Source organism: Streptomyces bluensis, from assembly GCF_014650715.1.
Taxonomy (GTDB): Bacteria; Actinomycetota; Actinomycetes; order Streptomycetales; family Streptomycetaceae; genus Streptomyces; species Streptomyces bluensis.
On the sequence record NZ_BMVM01000031.1, the window covers coordinates 1 to 17332 of the forward strand.

Below are 17332 nucleotides of genomic sequence, written 5' to 3' on the forward strand. Positions count from 1 at the left end.
CACACGTCAGTGATCGCCGTCACCCGTCCCCAACCTCCGTGGACAGAACACCTAGGGCCTGTGTCGAAAGTGGCGCCTGCCGGGCGACGCCTGGCACGCCCTCCGGGCGGACGACGCCACTTTCGACACAGGCCCTAGCGCGCGGACCGCGTGTGGACGTACTCGACGAGGTGGGTCAGGGCGTCGGGGTTCGTGGAGGGCATGACGCCGTGGCCCAGGTTGAAGATGTGGCCCTCAAGACCGGCAGCCGCGTCGAGCACCTCGCGGGCCTTGGTCTCCACGGCCTCGCGGGAGGCGAAGAGGACGGTGGGGTCGAGGTTGCCCTGGAGCGCCTTGCCGGGGCCCACGCGGCGGGCGGCCTCGTCGAGTGGGACGCGCCAGTCGACGCCGACGACGTCCGCGCCGGCCTCGCCCATGAGGCCGAGCAACTCGCCGGTGCCGACGCCGAAGTGGATGCGCGGCACACCGTACGGCGCGACCGCCTCGAAGACCTTGGCGGACGCGGGCATGACCGAGCGGCGGTAGTCGGCGGGTGCGAGGGCGCCCGCCCACGAGTCGAAGAGCTGGACGGCGCTGGCGCCCGCCTCGATCTGCACCTTCAGGAAGGCCGAGGTGATCTCGGCGAGCCGGTCGAGCAGGTCGGCCCACAGCTGCGGGTCGCCGTACATCATCGCCTTGGCGTTCTCGTACGTGCGGGACGGGCCGCCTTCGACGAGGTAGCTCGCGAGGGTGAAGGGCGCGCCCGCGAAACCGATGAGCGGGGTCTCGCCGAGCTCGGCGGTGAGCAGACCGATGGCCTCGGTGACGTAGCCGACGTCCTCCGGGGTCAGGTCGCGCAGCTGGGCGAGGTCGGCGCGGGTGCGGATCGGGTTCTCCACGACCGGGCCGACGCCGGGCTTGATGTCGAGGGCGATGCCGATGGCCTTGAGCGGGACCACGATGTCGCTGAAGTAGATCGCCGCGTCCACGTTGTGCCGGCGAACCGGCTGGAGCGTGATCTCCGTCACCAGCTCCGGACGCATGCAGGACTCCAGCATCGGGATGCCCTCGCGCACCTTCCGGTACTCGGGGAGGGACCGGCCGGCCTGCCGCATGAACCACACCGGCGTGTGCGGCACGGGCTCGCGCCTGCACGCCCTGAGGAAGGCTGAATCCTGGACCGCGTCGCGCTGGGGGGTCGTGGCGGTCGGCTGGTGGCCCGAGGGGCCGACGTTGGCACTCACGACGGAAAGTCTCGCACGCCCTGTGCCGCCTCCGACGCCGGGTGGGGTCGGCACAGGGGCTCCGCGAGGCAGCCGAAGGGGGCCCGCGGCGGCGTGCGAAGGCCCGGTACAGGGCGCCGCTTTCGCTCAGCGCGATGCGACCGTGACCCGGCGCACGGGTGTCTCTCCCTGCGCTCGGGCTCCGTTCCCCTTAATGTTCCCCGCATGGCTGCGGCTCAGGGACGACTGTCGGACGGCGCTGGCGGAATGGACGACGCGACGGAGGGGGACCGGGAAGCGATGGAGACGGAGACGGCTCCGCTGCCCTTCCGTACGGCCGTCGACGCGCTGGGGGCCGCGACACCGCGGCCGGAGATCGAGATCGAGCCCACGCGCGCGCCGCAGCGGCTCGCCCCGTACGCGTACGCCCTGGAGGCGTCGGTCCTCGACGGCGACGAGGACCTGGCCGACGGCCGCCTCATCCTCCTCCACGACCCTGCGGGACACGAGGCCTGGCAGGGCTCGTTCCGTCTGGTCACCCTGATCCGCGCCGAGTTGGAGCCGGAGATGGCCGCCGACCCGCTGCTGCCCGACGTGTGCTGGGCCTGGCTGACGGGCGCGCTGCAGGCCCGCGGTCTGTCGTACGGCGAACCGAGCGGCACCGTCACGCGGGCGAGCTCCCACTACTTCGGCGGCCTCCGCGCCCGCCCCGCCGCCTGCCAGATCGAGATCCGCGCCTCCTGGACGCCCCGTGAGGGCCTCGGGGGCGTCCCCGACACCGCTTCCCACCTCGCCTCCTGGTGCGATCTGCTCTCCCAGGTCGCCGGCCTGCCACCGGCGGCCCCGGGCGAGGCGTCCGTGGTCACACTGCCCCAGCGCCGGGGACCGCAGCCGCGCTAGCCCCAGGGCACGTCAAGGGCTGGTTCCGCCGCACCCCGAGATCGCGCACGTGCCCCCGAGATCGCGCACGTGCCCCGGAGATCGCGCACGGCCGCCGGAGATCGCGCACGGCCGCCGGCGGCGCCGCCCCGTTCGCCAATGGGCTGCCTCGTTCACCAGGGGTTCGCTCGCCGGCAGGGGTTGGTTCGTTCACCAGAGGTTCCTCGGCGCCCTCCACGGCCCTTTCGGCCTGATCATGCATCCCCGCCTCTCACATCACCCTTTCGCCCCTACCTCTTTGTCGATACGGCCACTTTCGGACCGGTATCGACGCAGAGCGAACCCGTTCGATCTTCGAATGATCGAAGGCGTGTCCGAATTGTACGGATTGTTACTCACCAAATCGTGATCACTCCCTAAAGGAGCATGCGTCGGGTGCCGAAGACGTCTGTGACCTTGAAAGCACGGTTCGTCCCGGCTTCGCCCCCACGAGCCGGCCCCGTCCCGCACCCCAGGAGGCCTGGTGTCCGTTCTCCTAGAGCAGCCCGCAAGCCTGGTCGCCTACCGTCCGAACAAACCCACCGCGATGGTGGTGGTGGCCGACCCCCGCGTCCGCTCCACCGTCACCCGCCACCTCTGGGCGCTCGGTGTCCGCGATGTCATCGAGGCCTCGTCCATCGCGGAGGCCCGTCCCCGCATCGGCAATCCCCGAGACATCTGCGTCGCCGACGTCCACCTTCCGGACGGCTCCGGCCTCACACTCCTGTCCGAAACCCGCGCCGCGGGCTGGCCCAACGGCCTCGCCCTCTCCGCCGCCGACGACATCGGCGCCGTCCGCAACGCCCTGGCCGGCGGTGTGAAGGGCTACGTCGTCACCGGTACGCGGACGAACATCGGCCTTCCCACCCGCCCCGGCGCCGCCCCCATCGGCTCCGCGGCGGCCCGTATGCACCGCCGCCCCCCGGGTGCCCCGAGTCACCCGGGTGGCTACCGCGAGCTGTCGGGCCGTGAGGTCGAGGTGCTGCGCCTGGTCGCCGAGGGCCAGTCCAACAAGGCGATCGGCGTCTCGATGGGCCTGTCGGCGCTCACCGTCAAGAGCCACCTCGCCCGCATCGCCCGCAAGCTCGGCACGGGCGACCGCGCCGGGATGGTGGCGGTGGCCCTGCGCACAGGGATCATCCACTGAGCACAGGACGGTGCCCGACGACCGGTGCCCCGTGTCCGGGACCGACGGCCCCGCGCCGATCCCGGACACGGGGTACGTGAACCGATCGGCTCCGTCTACCGCGTTGCGACGGCCCGCGCGCCGGAAGGCGTTCACCGACACATGTGGCGCGTGTGGTGCGTGACTGGATTACGACCCTACGACGTCCGCCGACGGAACGTTCCGTCGGCGGACGTTGTGCATACACAGATACCCTTGACAGGTGACCGACGCCCAAAAGACCGCAGCAGACAGCTCACTGCGAACCACCGGAGGCGCCCCTCCGGACGACGGCGGATCTTCTGCGACGGAGGCGCCGATTCCTTTGCTGGAGCCTCGGGACGGCATTCCATCGGTGATCGCCGACGATACCTCGCTCGCCAGGACGATCGCCGCGTTCGCCGCCGGGTCCGGTCCCGTCGCCGTGGACGCCGAACGCGCGTCCGGGTACCGGTACGGCCAGCGCGCCTATCTCGTCCAACTGCGCCGCGAGGGCGCGGGCACCGCGCTGGTCGACCCCGTCGCCTGTCCCGATCTGTCGGGCCTCGGCGAGGCCGTCTCCGGTGTGGAGTGGGTGCTCCACGCCGCCACCCAGGACCTGCCCTGCCTCCGTGAGATAGGCATGGTTCCCAGGCGGATCTTCGACACCGAACTCGCCGGGCGCCTCGCCGGCTTCCCCCGGGTCGGCCTCGGCGCGATGGTCGAGGGTGTCCTCGGCTACGTCCTGGAGAAGGGGCACTCCGCCGTCGACTGGTCCACGCGCCCGCTCCCCGAGCCATGGCTGCGGTACGCGGCGCTCGACGTCGAACTCCTGGTCGACCTGCGGGACGCCCTGGAGAAGGAGCTCGACCGGCAGGGCAAGCTGGAGTGGGCCCGGCAGGAGTTCGACGCGATCGCGTCCGCGCCGCCGCCGGAGCCCCGCAAGGACCCCTGGCGCCGTACGTCCGGGATGCACAAGGTACGGCGGCGACGCCAGATGGCCGTCGTACGGGAGCTGTGGGAGGCCCGCGACCGCATCGCGCAGCGCCGGGACATCTCGCCCGGCAAGGTGCTCAGTGACGCGGCCATCGTCGAGGCCGCGCTGGGCCTGCCGGCCAACGTGCACGCGCTCGCCTCGCTGAACGGCTTCGGGCACCGGATGGGCCGGCGCCAGCTGGAGCAGTGGCAGGCCGCGGTCGACCGTGCGAAGGCGCTGCCGGATGCCCGGCTGCCGCAGCCGGGGCAGCCGGTGACGGGGCCTCCCCCGCCGCGTGCCTGGGCCGACAAGGACCCGGCGGCCGCGGCACGGCTGTCCGCGGCGCGCTCCGCGGTTTCCGGGTTGGCCGAGCAGCTGAACATGCCTCAGGAGAACCTGATCACTCCGGATACCGTGCGGAGAGTGTGCTGGGAACCGCCGGGTTCCGTCGATGCCGAGTCGGTGAGTGCCGCGTTGGCCGGCTACGGTGCCCGGCCGTGGCAGGTCGAGCAGGTGACGCCGGTGTTGGTGGCGGCGTTGTCCGTGAAGGGTTCCTAGCCGCCAAGAGGGTTCTCCTCGTACGGCGGCTGCGGGTTCGTCGTGGTTGCTCGCGCGGTTCCCCGCGCCCCTTTTGGGGGCCTGCGGCCCCACTCGGCAGGCCCCCCTATTTCGTCGCCCCCCTCACGAACCCGTTGTAGATGTACCGCTGCAGGAACAGGAACACGATCAGCGTGGGCAGGATCACGAGGACCGCTCCCGCCGAGATGACCTCCCAGTGGGCGTCGAAGGGGCCCTTGAAGCGGAACAGGGACGTCGAGATCACGCCAAGATCCTTGGACGGCATATAGAGGAAGGGGATGTAGAAATCGTTGTAAACGGCGATCCCCTTCACCATCACCACCGTGGCGATCGCGGGCTTGAGCAGCGGGAAGATGATCTTCCGGTAGATGGTGAAGGCGTTGGCGCCGTCCAGGCGGGCCGACTCGTCGAGTGAGATCGGGATCGATCGCACGAACTGCAGGAAGATGTAGATCGACACGATGTCGGTGCCCGTGTAGAGCATGATCGGCGCCCAGCGGCTGTCGAACATGCCGAAACCGTTGACGATCTGGAAGGTCGCCACCTGGGTGGTCACACCAGGAACCAGGGTCGCGAACAGGAACAGCGCGACGACGAGCTTCCGGAAACGGAAGGTGAAGCGGTCGATCGCGTACGCCGCCATCGAGCCGATGATCACCGTTCCCGTGATGGCGAAGAGCAGGATGAAGGCCGTGTTGCCGATGGCCATGAGCATCCTGCCGTCCTGGAACGCCGTCACGTAGTTGTGCAGGTTCAGCAGGTCGCCGGGCAGGCTGAGCGCACCGCTGTCGTCCGCCATCTCCTCGGAGGTCTTGAGCGATGTCAGGAAGACGACGGCGAGTGGCAGCAGTACCACCACGCTCGCCACGACCAGCGACAGGTACGTGAGCGTTCGGGCGACTCCCCTGGTGACCGCGGGCGTCGGGGCCATGAGCCTCATACGAGATCCACCTTGTCGTCGGGGACCAGTCGGCGCTGCACCCAGGTCACCGCCAGGATGATCAGCAACAGGACGACCGCCGCGGCCGACGCCAGACCCGTCTTGTTGAACTGGAAGGCCAGCTTCACCGTCTGGATCACAAAGGTCTCGGTGCCGGTCGCGCCGCCGGTCATGATGTAGGGGATCTCGAAGACCGCCAGCGAGCCGGAGATCGAGAGGATGACGGTCAGGCCGATCACCGGGCGGATGCCGGGCGCGATGATGTACCGGAACTGCTGCCAGCGGTTCGCGCCGTCCAACTCGGCGGCCTCGTACAACTCGCCGGGAATCGACTGGATCGCGCCCAGGAACAGCACGAAGTTCAGGCCCATGTAGCGCCAGACCGACACACCCGCGAGCGAGACGTTCGCCGACGTCGACGTACCCAGCCAGGCGCGGTCCGAGTCATGGCCGAACAGGCTCAGCAGCGAGTCCAGTGTGCCGCCGTCCTGGAAGAAGTAGAGGAAGACGAAGCCGATCGCCACCCCGTTGATCAGATACGGGAAGAAGAGCACGCCCTTGAAGAAGTTCCGGAAGCGGACGTTGAAGCTGAGGATCGTGGCGAAGTACAGCGCGAGGCCGATCTGGACCACCGAGGCGGCGAGGTAGTAGCCGCTGACCAGGAAGACCTGGAAGAGCTCCGCCCTGGTGAAGATGTCGACGTAGTTCTCGACTCCGGTGTAGTGGAGTTCGGGGCTGACACCGTCCCAGTCGGTGAAGCTGTACGCCACCATGTTGGCGACCGGCGCGTAGGTGAAGGTGACCAGCAGCGCGAGCGGCGCGGCCAGGAAGAGCCAGGGGGTCACTCGCCGCCACACCCGTACCTTCCGCGGAGGACGGGACGTCCCGGCGTCCTGTGGCGGCGCGGCGGCCGGTGACCGCGCCGCCTTCTCCGTCCGAGTGGTGTGCGTCATCAGGACCCCAGGGCCTCTTCCGCCTCGGTCCAGCGCCTGCCGAGGCCGGAGAGGAAGTCGTCGACGTCGCCGTCCTTGGCACCGCGGGCGAGGTCGACCAGGTCCTGGCGGTAGTCGGGCGCGTAGATGCCGACCTCCGAGGCGTTGTCGATCTCCTTGACCAGTGCGCCCTCGCTGTCGTCGACCTCGATGAGCTTCACACCGGCGTCCTCGTACGCCTTCAGCACGTCGGGCAACGGAGCGTCCCTGAGCGGGGACATGGCCAGGTTGTCGGCCACGTACGTGGACTTCTCCGTGAACCAGTCGATCCAGGCGCGGGCGGCCTCCTTGTGCGGGGAGTGGACGTTCACCGCCTGGTTGTAGTCGGGGGCGGCGGTCGCGCAGAACTCACCGTCCACCTGGGTGGGGAAGGGCATGAACCCGATGTCGTCGGGGTCGCTGCCGGCCTTCTCGGCGGCCTGCCGGAACTGGATGATCGCCCAGGTGCCGAGCCACATCGTGCCGATCTCGCCCTTCGCGAGCCGGGGCTTGGACGCCTCCCAGTTGGTGGTCGTGGGGTCCTTCTCGGCCAGGCCCTGGTTCACGATGTCGTACAGGAGCCGGTCACCGACTCGGAGGTCGGCGCCCTCGGCCCACGGGTCCCCCTCGGTCAGCCTGGTGGTGGCCCGCGTATCGCAGTGCACCGAGCCGTTGACAGACGTCCACGAGGTCAGCGGCCACATGTCCTTGAAGTTCGTGTAGTACGGGACCGCGTCCGTCCTGGACTTGATGGCCTTCAGCGCGGTGAGGAACTCGGCCGGAGTGGTGGGCCAGTCGGTGACCCCGGCCTCCCGCCAGACCTTCTTGTTGTAGACGAAGCCGGGCATCACGCCGTTGGTGGTCTGTCCGTAGACCTTGCCGTCGACCGCGGTGTAGTCGGTGAAGCGGTACTTCTCGCGGCGCTCGGCCTCGGTGCCCAGCGAGGCGAAGAACTTGGGGTAGTCGTTCTTCTTGATGACGGCCGGGATCATGAGGACGTCGCCGTAGTTCTCCGTGTTCATACGGATCTTGACTTCGGCCTCGTAACCGGTGATGGCCTCGAATTCCACCTTGACCTTCGGATAGGTCTTGTTGAATTCATCCGCGTACTTCTGCATCGTGCCGTCCTGCACGATGTCGGTCCGGTGGGTGAGGACCTTGATGGTTCCGGACACCTTCGACGGGTCGTCAGGTGCCTTCGCGTCCGCGCCTTTCGACGTGCCGCCGCTGCCCGTGCAGCCCGCGGCCATGAGCGCGGCGGCCAGCAGTGTTCCGATGAGACTCCTGCGATGGTTCATGTGCACCAGCTCCGTTCGGGGACGGATGAGCACGAATGGGTTGGCTGGTTCGGCACTCTGACAGCCCGTACTGAACCGGTAAAGTCCCTATTTCGCCAAGGGTTCCGAAACATTTCGGGCAGTGTTCTCGGACACTGGACTGGACCGGTTTAGGGAGTGCGCATGGTGGACGCGACACCGCTCACCGACGGATGGAGCCTGCGGTACGACGGCCGCGCGCTGCCCGCCGCCGTACCGGGCTGTGTGCACACCGACCTGCTGGCGGCGGACGTGATCCCGGACCCCTTCCTCGGCCGGAACGAGACCGAGGTGGCGTGGGTGGGGCGCAGGGAGTGGGTGTACGAGACGGAACTGCCGGCCGCTTCCGGCGCGACGGGCTCTGCCGGGCACGAGCAGACCGATCTCGTCTTCGAGGGCCTCGACACGGCCGCCGAGATCGTCCTGGACGGCGGGCTCCTCGGCCGGGTACGGAACATGCACCGCTCGTACCGCTTCGACGTGACCGGTATGAGCGGCCGGCTGGCGGTGCGCTTCGCCTCCGCGTACACCGAGGCGGAGGCGGTGCGGGACCGGCTCGGTGACCGGCCGAACGCCTATCCGGAGCCCTTCCCGTTCCTCCGCAAGATGGCCTGCTCCTTCGGCTGGGACTGGGGGCCGACCCTCGTCACGGCGGGGATCTGGCGACCGGTGCGCCTGGAGCACTGGTCGACGGCCCGGATCGCGCGGGTGCGCCCGCTGGTGACCGTCGAGGACGGCCTGGGGCGCGTCGAGCTGGCCGTCGACGTCGAGCGCACCCGGGTCGAGGCGGACCTCACCCTTCAGGCCCGGATCGGCGGCGTACAGATGAGCGCGGCGGTCGACGGGACCAGCGGCACCGTACGGCTCCAGGTGCCGGACCCCGCGCTGTGGTGGCCGCGGGGGTACGGGGAACAGCCGCTGTACGAGGTGGAGTTGACGCTCGCGCACGACGGCGCACCGCTCGACGTCTGGCGGCGCCGCATCGGCTTCCGGAGCGTCGAGCTGGACCGGAGCCCTGACGCGCACGGCACCGGCTTCACCCTCGTCGTCAACGGAACGCGGCTGTTCGCGCGCGGGGTCAACTGGATCCCGGACGATGTGTTCCCCTCCCGGATCACCCGCGAGCGCTACCGCGAGCGGCTCGCCCAGGCGGCCGAGACGGGCGTGGACCTCGTCCGGGTCTGGGGCGGCGGCATCTACGAGAGCGAGGACTTCTACGACGCGTGCGACGAGCTGGGGCTGCTCGTCTGGCAGGACTTCCCGTTCGCGTGCGCGGCCTACCCCGAGGAACAGCCGCTGCGGGGCGAGGTGGAGGCCGAGGCGCGCGAGAACGTCGTACGGCTGATGCCGCACCCCTCGCTGGTGCTGTGGAACGGCAACAACGAGAACCTGTGGGGCTTCAGGGACTGGGGCTGGGAGCAGCGGCTCGCCGGGGAGTCCTGGGGCGAGGGCTACTACCTGGGCGTACTGCCGCGTGTCGTCGCCGAGCTGGACCCGACCCGGCCGTACACGGCGGGCAGCCCCTGGTCCGGGTCCTGGGACCGCCACCCGAACGACCCGGCGCACGGCACGCACCACTCGTGGGACGTGTGGAACCGGGACGACTACACGGCGTACCGCGCGAACGTGCCGCGTTTCGTGGCCGAGTTCGGCTGGCAGGCACCGCCCGCGTACGCGACGCTGCGGCGCGCCCTGCCCGGCGAGGAGCTCGCCCCGGACTCCCCCGGCATGCTGCACCACCAGAAGGCGGACGACGGCAACGGCAAGCTGGAGCGCGGTCTCGCCCGCCGTTTCCCGGTGCCCGAGGGCGACTTCGACCGCTGGCACTACCTCATGCAGGTCAACCAGGCCCGTGCCGTCGCCGCCGGGATCGAGCACTGGCGGTCGCACTGGCCCGTCTGCGCGGGCACGGTCGTGTGGCAGCTCAACGACTGCTGGCCGGTGACCTCCTGGGCCGCGATCGACGGCGACGGACGGCCCAAGCCGCTCTACCACGAGCTGCGCAGACTGTACGCGGACCGGCTGCTCACGCTTCAGCCACGGGCCGGCGAGCTGGTGCTGGCCGCCGTGAACCAGGCGGGCGAGGACTGGTCGTGTGCGCTCCGGCTGCGGCGGATGTCCGTGGACGGTGTGGTGGTGGCCGCGGTGGACCTGGCTCTCACGGCCGCCGCGCGGACGGTCGCCGACGTCCGTGTGCCGCGCGAGCTGGTACCCACCGGGCCGAAGGAGTTCCTGGTCGCGGACACGGACGCGGAGGGAGAGGCGGACGGGCTGCGCGCCCTGCACTTCCCCGTACCGGACCGCGAAGTCGCCTACCCCCGGCCGGAGTTCGACGTCACCGTGGCACCGGGCACGGTGACCGTGACGGCGCGGACGCTCGTACGGGATCTGCTGCTCCAGGCCGACCGTCTGGACCCCGCGGCCCGGACCGACACCGGGCTGGTCACCCTGCTGCCCGGCGAACGGGTCACCCTGGGCGTCCGCGGCTGGCAGGCTCCGGACGACGGGTCCGGTGCGGACGCCGTCCGGTCCGCCCTGTACTGCGTGGAGCCTGCCCGATGACCACACCCCCGCCGACGCCTCCGGCATCCCGGGTCACGATAAAGGAGGTCGCCGCGCGGGCCGGGGTGTCCAAGGGAGCGGTGTCGCTCGCCTTCAACCACAAGCCGGGGCTGTCCGAGGCCACCCGGGACCGTATCTTCGCGGCGGCCCGCGAACTGGGCTGGGCGCCGAACCTGACCGCCCGGTCGCTGGCCGGCCGGCGGGTGGACGTCGTGGGGCTGGCGATCTGCCGTCCGGCGAAACTGCTGGGCCTCGAACCGTTCTACATGGAGTTCATCGCCGGGGTGGAGAGCGTACTGACCGAGCGGTCCTGCTCGCTGCTCCTGCGCCTGGTGCGCAATCTGGAGGAGGAGGTGGGGCTCCAGGACGCGTGGTGGCGGGGGAAGCAGGTCAGCGGATCGATCCTCGTCGACTTCCACGCGGATGATCCGCGGACGGCGGCGGTCAGGCGCCTCGGGATGCCGGTGGTCGCGGTCGGGCATCCCTCCCTGACCGGCGGCCTCACCTCCGTGTGGACCGACGACGCCACCGCCGTGACGGAGGCCGTACGGTACCTGGCGGCGCTCGGGCACCGCCGGATCGCCCGGGTGGGGGGCGCGGCGGCGCTCGGGCACACATCGATCCGTACGGCCGCCTTCGACGAGGCCGCGAGGGTGCTGGCGCCGGACGGGGCGTGGCAGGTGTCGACCGACTTCTCGGGGGAGGCGGGGGCGCGGGCGACGCGGTCGCTGCTCAGTGCCTCCGGTGGGGACCGGCCCACGGCCATCGTGTACGACAACGACATCATGGCGGTGGCGGGGTTGTCGGTGGCGGCGGAGATGGGGCTGTCGGTGCCGGAGGATGTGTCGCTGCTGGCCTGGGACGACTCTCAGCTGTGCCGGCTGACGCGTCCGACGTTGTCCGCGATGAGTCATGACGTGCACGGGTTCGGGGCGGAGGTGGCGCGGACGTTGTTCGGGGTGATCAGGGGTGAGGGGTCGGCCGGGTCGCATCCGGTGCCTACGCCGGTGCTGACGCCTCGGGGGTCCACGGCGCCGCCCCGAGTGAGCCGTACAGGGGTGCGCTCACCCTGACGCGCCACAGTTTTCCATGTGACCTTCACCGCTCCCGTGTCCTGGACTGGGCAGCTTGGTTACCCACAAGTAGCATGGGTCTGAGCGCGCGCTCAGTGCCTGCGCTCGCAGCAGTGCCATCCCGCACCCTGGAGGAGAGCCATCGTGCCTCGTACTGTCAGGGACGTCGTCTTCGTGGACGGCGTCCGTACCCCGTTCGGCAAGGCGGGCCCGAAGGGCATCTACCACGAGACCCGTGCCGACGACCTCGTCGTGAAGGCGATCCGGGAGCTGCTGCGTCGCAACCCCGGTCTCGCCCCGGAGAAGGTCGACGACGTCGCCATCGCCGCGACCACGCAGATCGGTGACCAGGGCCTGACCATCGGCCGTACCGCCGGCATCCTCGCCGGGCTGCCGCAGTCCGTGCCCGGCTTCTCGATCGACCGGATGTGCGCGGGCGCGCTGACCGCGGTGACGACCACCGCCGGCTCCATCGCCTTCGGCGCGTACGACGTCGTCATCGCCGGCGGCGTGGAGCACATGGGCCGTCACCCGATGGGCGAGGGCGTGGACCCGAACCCGCGGTTCGTCAGCGAGAAGCTGGTCGACGAGTCGGCGCTGTTCATGGGCATGACCGCCGAGAACCTGCACGACCGCTTCCCGCACATCACCAAGCTGCGCGCCGACGAGTACGCCGTGCGCTCGCAGGAGAAGGCCGCCAAGGCGTACGCCAACGGCAAGATCCAGCAGGACCTCGTGCCGATCTCGGTGCGTCGTACGACCCCCGAGGGCGGCGAGACGGGCTGGGGCCTGGTCACCGCCGACGAGCCGATGCGTCCGGGCACCACCCTGGAGAACCTGGCGAGCCTCAAGACGCCGTTCCGCGTCCACGGCCGGGTCACCGCCGGTAACGCGGCCGGTCTGAACGACGGCGCCACCGCCTCGATCATCGCGAGCGAGGACTTCGCCCGCGAGAACGACCTGCCGGTCAGGATGCGTCTCGTCTCCTACGCCTTCGCGGGCGTCGAGCCGGAGGTCATGGGCTACGGCCCCATCCCGGCCACGGAGAAGGCGCTCGCCAAGGCGGGCCTGTCGATCTCCGACATCAACCTCTTCGAGATCAACGAGGCCTTCGCCGTCCAGGTCCTGGCCTTCCTCGACCACTACGGCATCGCGGACGACGACGAGCGCGTCAACCAGTACGGCGGCGCCATCGCCTTCGGCCACCCGCTGGCCTCCTCCGGCGTCCGCCTGATGACGCAGCTGGCCCGCCAGTTCGAGGAGCAGCCGCAGGTCCGCTACGGCCTGACCACCATGTGCGTCGGCTTCGGCATGGGCGCGACGGTCATCTGGGAGAACCCGCACTTCGAGGGGGACAAGTGACAACCACCGCTGAGCTTCTGAAGGGCGCGGCCGAGCTGTTCCCCGACGAGGTCGTGACGTCCGCGCACGTACGCCACCTCGACCTGCCGTCCGGCGCCGGGCGCTTCGCGCTCATCACGCTGGACAACGGCCTCGACCACACCAAGCCGACCACCTTCGGCCCGGCCTCGCTCGCGAACCTCAACACCGCGCTCGACCAGGTGGAGAAGGAAGCGGCCGACGGCGACATCGTCGGCGTCGGCATCACCGGCAAGCCGTTCATCTTCGCGGTCGGTGCCGACCTCAAGGGCGTCGAGCTGCTGAAGCAGCACGACCACGCGCTCGCCATCGGCAGGGGCGGCCACGAGGTGTTCAAGCGCCTGTCCGCGCTCACGGTACCGACCTTCGCCTACTACAACGGTGCCGCGATGGGCGGTGGCGTCGAGGTCGGTCTGCACTGCACGTACCGGACCGTCTCCAAGGCGCTCCCGGCCTTCTCCCTCCCCGAGGTCTTCCTCGGCCTGGTCCCCGGCTGGGGCGGCTGCACCCTGCTGCCGAACCTGATCGGCGCCGACAAGGCCGTCTCGGTGATCATCGAGAACAGCCTCAACCAGAACAAGCAGCTGAAGGGCCGGCAGGTCTTCGACCTCGGGATCGCCGACGCGATCTTCGAGGGCGCGGACTTCCTGGAGCAGTCGCTGGTCTGGACGGCGAACGTCCTCAAGGGCGACATCGCGGTCGAGCGGCCGGTCATCGACCGCGGTGAGGCCTGGGACCAGGCCGTCGCGCGCGGCCGCTTCATCGCCGACGGCAAGGTGCACGGCGCCGCCCCGGCCGCGTACCGGGCGCTGGACATCATCGCCGCCGCCAAGAACGGCGACCTCCAGCAGGGGTACGACGCCGAGGACGCCGCCCTGGCCGACCTGATCATGGGTGGCGAACTGCGCGCCGGTATCTACGCGTTCAACCTGGTGCAGAAGCGCGGCAAGCGCCCGGCCGGGGCGCCCGACAAGAACCTGGCGCGCCCGGTCACCAAGGTCGGCGTCGTCGGCGCGGGCCTGATGGCCTCGCAGCTCGCGCTGCTCTTCCTGCGCCGCCTGGAGGTGCCGGTCGTGCTGACCGACATCGACCAGGAACGCGTCGACAAGGGTGTGGGCTACGTCCACGCGGAGATCGAGAAGCTGCTCGGCAAGGGCCGTATCAACCAGGACAAGGCGAACCGTCTGAAGGCCCTGGTGACGGGCGTCCTGGACAAGGCCGAGGGCTTCGCCGACGCGGACTTCGTCATCGAGGCCGTGTTCGAGGAGATCGGCGTCAAGCAGCAGGTGTTCGCGGAGGTCGAGGCGGTCGCCCCGCCGCACGCGATCCTGGCGACGAACACGTCCTCACTGTCGGTGTCGGAGATGGCGTCGAAGCTCCGGCACCCCGAGCGGGTCGTCGGCTTCCACTTCTTCAACCCAGTCGCGGTGCTGCCGCTGCTGGAGATCGTCCGCGGTGAGAAGACCGACGACGCCTCGCTGGCCACGGCGTTCGCCGTCGCCAAGAAGCTGAAGAAGACCGCGGTCCTGGTGAAGGACGCCCCGGCGTTCGTGGTGAACCGCATTCTCACGCGCTTCATGGGCGAGATCCAGAACGTCATCGACGAGGGCACCCCGGTCGAGGTCGCCGAGAAGGCGGTCGAGCCGCTGGGGCTGCCGATGTCGCCGCTGGTCCTGCTGGAGCTGGTCGGCCCCGCCATCGGTCTGCACGTCTCCGAGACGCTGCACGGCGCCTTCCCGGACCGCTTCAAGGTCTCCCCGAACCTCAAGGCGGTCGTGGAGGCGGGCAAGCGGGGCTTCTACGTGTACGACAGCGGAAAGCCCGAGCTCGACCCGGAGGTCGCCGCGCTGCTGAAGCAGGGCGACACCGTCCTGACCGAGGAGCAGGTGCGGGCGCGGGTCCTGGACGCGGTCGCCCAGGAGATCGGCCTCATGCTCGACGAGGGCGTGGTGGCCGAGGCCCAGGACATCGACCTGTGCCTCATCACGGGTGCGGGCTGGCCCTTCCACCTGGGCGGAATCACGCCGTACCTGGACCGCGAGGGCGTCAGCGACCGCGTGAACGGCAAGAGGTTCCTGGAGCCGGGAGTCGCTTCGGTTCCCGCGTAAGCGGGTCCCCGGGGTCGCTTGGCGCCCGGGCGTGTGAAGAGGGCCCCCGCTTGGCGGGGGCCCTTCGGCTGTAGGGTCCCCGGGCGGGAGACGGGAGTTCGACGACAGGGTTCAGCCCGGAGGCACCATCATGACGACACTCGTGATCATCGACGCCGCCAACGTCATCGGCTCCGTCCCCGACGGCTGGTGGCGTGACCGGCGTGGCGCGGCGGAACGGCTGCGTGACCGGCTCGCCCGGGACGGGGTGCCCGGGCAGGACGCCCCCGTGGAGCTCGTCCTCGTCGTCGAGGGGGCGGCGCGCGGTGTGGAGTCCGTCCCCGGCGTACGGGTCGACCAGGCGCCCGGAAGCGGTGACGACCGGATCGTCGAGCTCGTCGCCGAGGCCCCCGACCGGCCCCGTCTCGTGGTCACGGCCGACCGCGAACTGCGGCGCCGGGTAGGTGAGCTGGGAGCGGACGTCGCCGGGCCTCGCACCGTGCACGGCCCGTCATGAGCCGGCCGGCGGCCGCTCGGTGGTGTGCCTGTGCCGGTTGATCACTGGGCGTTGTAGTTCGGTGGCGTGGTCACCTCGCCCGGCGGGGTCGCCTCCCGCTGTGCGAGACGGCTGTGGGTGCGGCTGTAGAGGAAGTACACGACGAAGCCGAGGAGCATCCACACACCGAAGCGGATCCAGGTCTCGGCCGGCAGGTTGAGCATCAGCCACAGCGAGGCGAGGACGGACAGGACCGGGATGACGGGCACCCACGGCGTGCGGAAGGCGCGGTGCAGGTCCGGGCGGGTCCTGCGGAGGATGAGGACGCTGACCGCCACGACGGCGAAGGCGAACAGCGTGCCGATGTTGACCAGTTCGGCGAGTTCGCCGAGGCTCGTGAAGCCCGCGACGATCGCGATGATCACGCCGAGCAGGATGGTCGGCCGGTGCGGAGTCTTGTACCGGGGGTGGACCTCGGAGAAGAAGCGCGGCAGCAGCCCGTCACGGCTCATCGCGAAGAACACCCGGGTCTGGCCGAGCAGCAGGATCATGCAGACGGTGGTCAGACCGACGGCCGCGCCGAAGCTGATGAAGCCCGCGTACCACGGGTGCCCGGTGGCCTTGAAGGCGTCGGCGAGCGGGGCGTCCACGGAGAGCTTCGTGTAGTGCTCCATGCCGGTCACCACGATCGACACCGCCACATAGAGCGCGGTGCAGATGAACAGTGAGCCGAGGATGCCGCGCGGCATGTCCCGCTGCGGGTTCCTCGTCTCCTCCGCGGCCGTGGCCACGATGTCGAAGCCGATGAAGGCGAAGAAGACGACGGACGCGGCGGTGAAGATGCCCATCACACCGAAGTTGGCGGGCGCCCAGCCGAACATCAGCTGGATCAGCGGGGCGTGGAGGTCCCCGCCCGCCTCCACGGGCTGCGACCTCGGGATGAACGGGTGGTAGTTGGCGGTCCTGACGAAGAAGGCACCCGCGATGATGACGACGAGGACGACGATCACCTTGACGGCGACGACGAACGAGGTGAGGCGGGCCGAGAGCTTCATCCCGAGGACGAGGATGCCGGTGAGGACGAGGACGAGCAGGGCGGCGAGGATGTCGAATCCGAAGCCGTGGGCTCCCTCCCGGCCGGCCAGCACCTCAGGCACGTGCCAGCCCGCGTTGTCCAGCAGTGAGCGCACGTAGCCGGACCAGCCGACGGCGACCACCGCCGTGCCGAGCGCGAGCTCCAGCACCAGGTCCCAGCCGATGATCCAGGCGGGCAGCTCACCCAGCGTGGCGTACGAGAAGGTGTACGCGGACCCGGCGACCGGGACCGAGGACGCGAACTCGGCGTAACAGAGCGCGGCGAGCGCGCACACGACTCCGGCCACGACGAAGGCCAGGGCGACCGCGGGTCCCGCGTTGTTCCTGGCGACCGTACCGGTGAGCACGAAGATGCCGGTGCCGATGATGACGCCGACGCCGAAGACGGTGAGGTCCAGGGCGGACAGGGATTTCCTGAGCGCACGCTCCGGTTCCTCGGTGTCCCGGAGCGACTGCTCGATCCTTTTTGTCCTGAAGAGAGTACTGCTCACGGCGTACCTCCCACGCTGTGTCGTCCCCGACATGAAGGGCGTAGGGCGTATGCCCCAGCGTGGGTCAATTCACGCAAATGGGCCGGTCTCCCCACCGTAAAG

13 protein-coding genes are annotated in these 17332 nt (G+C 70.0%); 8 read left to right on the top strand and 5 right to left on the bottom strand.

Going from position 1 to position 17332, the window contains the following annotated elements; all coding sequences use genetic code 11:
• Nucleotides 1-134: 134 nt before the first annotated feature.
• Entirely contained in the window at nt 135-1223 is a 1089-nt protein-coding gene (hemE, locus tag IE262_RS37665) for a uroporphyrinogen decarboxylase (RefSeq protein WP_134028859.1), read from the bottom strand.
• A 204-nt stretch (nt 1224-1427) separates the two neighbouring features.
• On the opposite strand from hemE, the gene IE262_RS37670 reads away from it, so the two are divergent.
• The 3 genes from IE262_RS37670 (at nt 1428) to IE262_RS37680 (ending at nt 4798) form a co-directional block, all read left to right on the top strand.
• On the top strand, nt 1428-2102 hold the full coding sequence (locus IE262_RS37670) for a DUF3000 domain-containing protein (protein WP_189880066.1): 675 nt from the start codon (nt 1428-1430) through the stop codon (nt 2100-2102).
• A gap of 502 nt (nt 2103-2604) precedes the next feature.
• Nucleotides 2605-3267 (top strand): response regulator transcription factor, encoded by a 663-nt coding sequence (locus tag IE262_RS37675; RefSeq protein WP_123973178.1) that lies wholly within the window; start codon nt 2605-2607, stop codon nt 3265-3267.
• A gap of 241 nt (nt 3268-3508) precedes the next feature.
• Nucleotides 3509-4798: a ribonuclease D gene (locus tag IE262_RS37680; protein WP_134028863.1), complete on the top strand. Its 1290-nt coding sequence runs from the start codon at nt 3509-3511 to the stop codon at nt 4796-4798.
• 106 nt (nt 4799-4904) lie between these two features.
• On the opposite strand, the gene IE262_RS37685 is transcribed toward IE262_RS37680, so the two are convergent.
• Genes IE262_RS37685 through IE262_RS37695 form a run of 3 tightly spaced genes read right to left on the bottom strand, consistent with a single transcriptional unit; the run spans nt 4905 to nt 8028 of the window.
• Nucleotides 4905-5759 (bottom strand): carbohydrate ABC transporter permease, encoded by an 855-nt coding sequence (locus IE262_RS37685; RefSeq protein ID WP_229877946.1) that lies wholly within the window; start codon nt 5757-5759, stop codon nt 4905-4907.
• Entirely contained in the window at nt 5756-6712 is a 957-nt protein-coding gene (locus IE262_RS37690) for a carbohydrate ABC transporter permease (protein ID WP_189880068.1), read from the bottom strand. Before IE262_RS37690 ends, IE262_RS37685 begins: the two co-directional genes overlap by 4 nt.
• Entirely contained in the window at nt 6712-8028 is a 1317-nt protein-coding gene (locus tag IE262_RS37695; protein ID WP_189880070.1) for an ABC transporter substrate-binding protein, read from the bottom strand. Before IE262_RS37695 ends, IE262_RS37690 begins: the two co-directional genes overlap by 1 nt.
• A 162-nt stretch (nt 8029-8190) precedes the next feature.
• Between IE262_RS37695 and IE262_RS37700 the strand changes: the two genes are divergently transcribed.
• The 5 genes from IE262_RS37700 (at nt 8191) to IE262_RS37720 (ending at nt 15665) form a co-directional block, all read left to right on the top strand.
• A complete protein-coding gene (locus tag IE262_RS37700; protein ID WP_189880071.1) occupies nt 8191-10608 on the top strand; it encodes a glycoside hydrolase family 2 protein in 2418 nt (805 codons plus the stop codon).
• Nucleotides 10605-11681 (top strand): LacI family DNA-binding transcriptional regulator, encoded by a 1077-nt coding sequence (locus tag IE262_RS37705; RefSeq protein ID WP_189880073.1) that lies wholly within the window; start codon nt 10605-10607, stop codon nt 11679-11681. The genes IE262_RS37700 and IE262_RS37705 overlap by 4 nt, the downstream gene beginning before the upstream one ends.
• Nucleotides 11682-11825: 144 nt before the next feature.
• Complete coding sequence (locus tag IE262_RS37710; RefSeq protein WP_134028874.1) at nt 11826-13043, top strand: thiolase family protein; 1218 nt, start codon at nt 11826-11828, stop codon at nt 13041-13043.
• Entirely contained in the window at nt 13040-15169 is a 2130-nt protein-coding gene (locus IE262_RS37715; protein WP_189880075.1) for a 3-hydroxyacyl-CoA dehydrogenase NAD-binding domain-containing protein, read from the top strand. Before IE262_RS37710 ends, IE262_RS37715 begins: the two co-directional genes overlap by 4 nt.
• Before the next feature lie 130 nt (nt 15170-15299).
• The gene (locus IE262_RS37720; protein WP_189880077.1) at nt 15300-15665 is read left to right on the top strand and encodes an NYN domain-containing protein; all 366 of its coding nucleotides are present in this window, start codon (nt 15300-15302) and stop codon (nt 15663-15665) included.
• Nucleotides 15666-15706: 41 nt separating this feature from the next.
• On the opposite strand, the gene IE262_RS37725 is transcribed toward IE262_RS37720, so the two are convergent.
• On the bottom strand, nt 15707-17230 hold the full coding sequence (locus tag IE262_RS37725; RefSeq protein WP_189880079.1) for an amino acid permease: 1524 nt from the start codon (nt 17228-17230) through the stop codon (nt 15707-15709).
• Nucleotides 17231-17332: the final 102 nt, after the last annotated feature.

Excerpts from the sequence above, each read along its gene's own strand:
- IE262_RS37670 (WP_189880066.1), top strand. The coding sequence starts at position 1,428 with ATGGCTGCGGCTCAGGGACGACTGTCGGACGGCGCTGGCGGAATGGAC.
- IE262_RS37685 (WP_229877946.1), bottom strand. The coding sequence starts at position 5,759 with ATGAGGCTCATGGCCCCGACGCCCGCGGTCACCAGGGGAGTCGCCCGA.
- IE262_RS37690 (WP_189880068.1), bottom strand. The coding sequence starts at position 6,712 with ATGACGCACACCACTCGGACGGAGAAGGCGGCGCGGTCACCGGCCGCC.
- IE262_RS37695 (WP_189880070.1), bottom strand. The coding sequence starts at position 8,028 with ATGAACCATCGCAGGAGTCTCATCGGAACACTGCTGGCCGCCGCGCTC.
- IE262_RS37700 (WP_189880071.1), top strand. The coding sequence starts at position 8,191 with ATGGTGGACGCGACACCGCTCACCGACGGATGGAGCCTGCGGTACGAC.
- IE262_RS37705 (WP_189880073.1), top strand. The coding sequence starts at position 10,605 with ATGACCACACCCCCGCCGACGCCTCCGGCATCCCGGGTCACGATAAAG.
- IE262_RS37720 (WP_189880077.1), top strand. The coding sequence starts at position 15,300 with ATGACGACACTCGTGATCATCGACGCCGCCAACGTCATCGGCTCCGTC.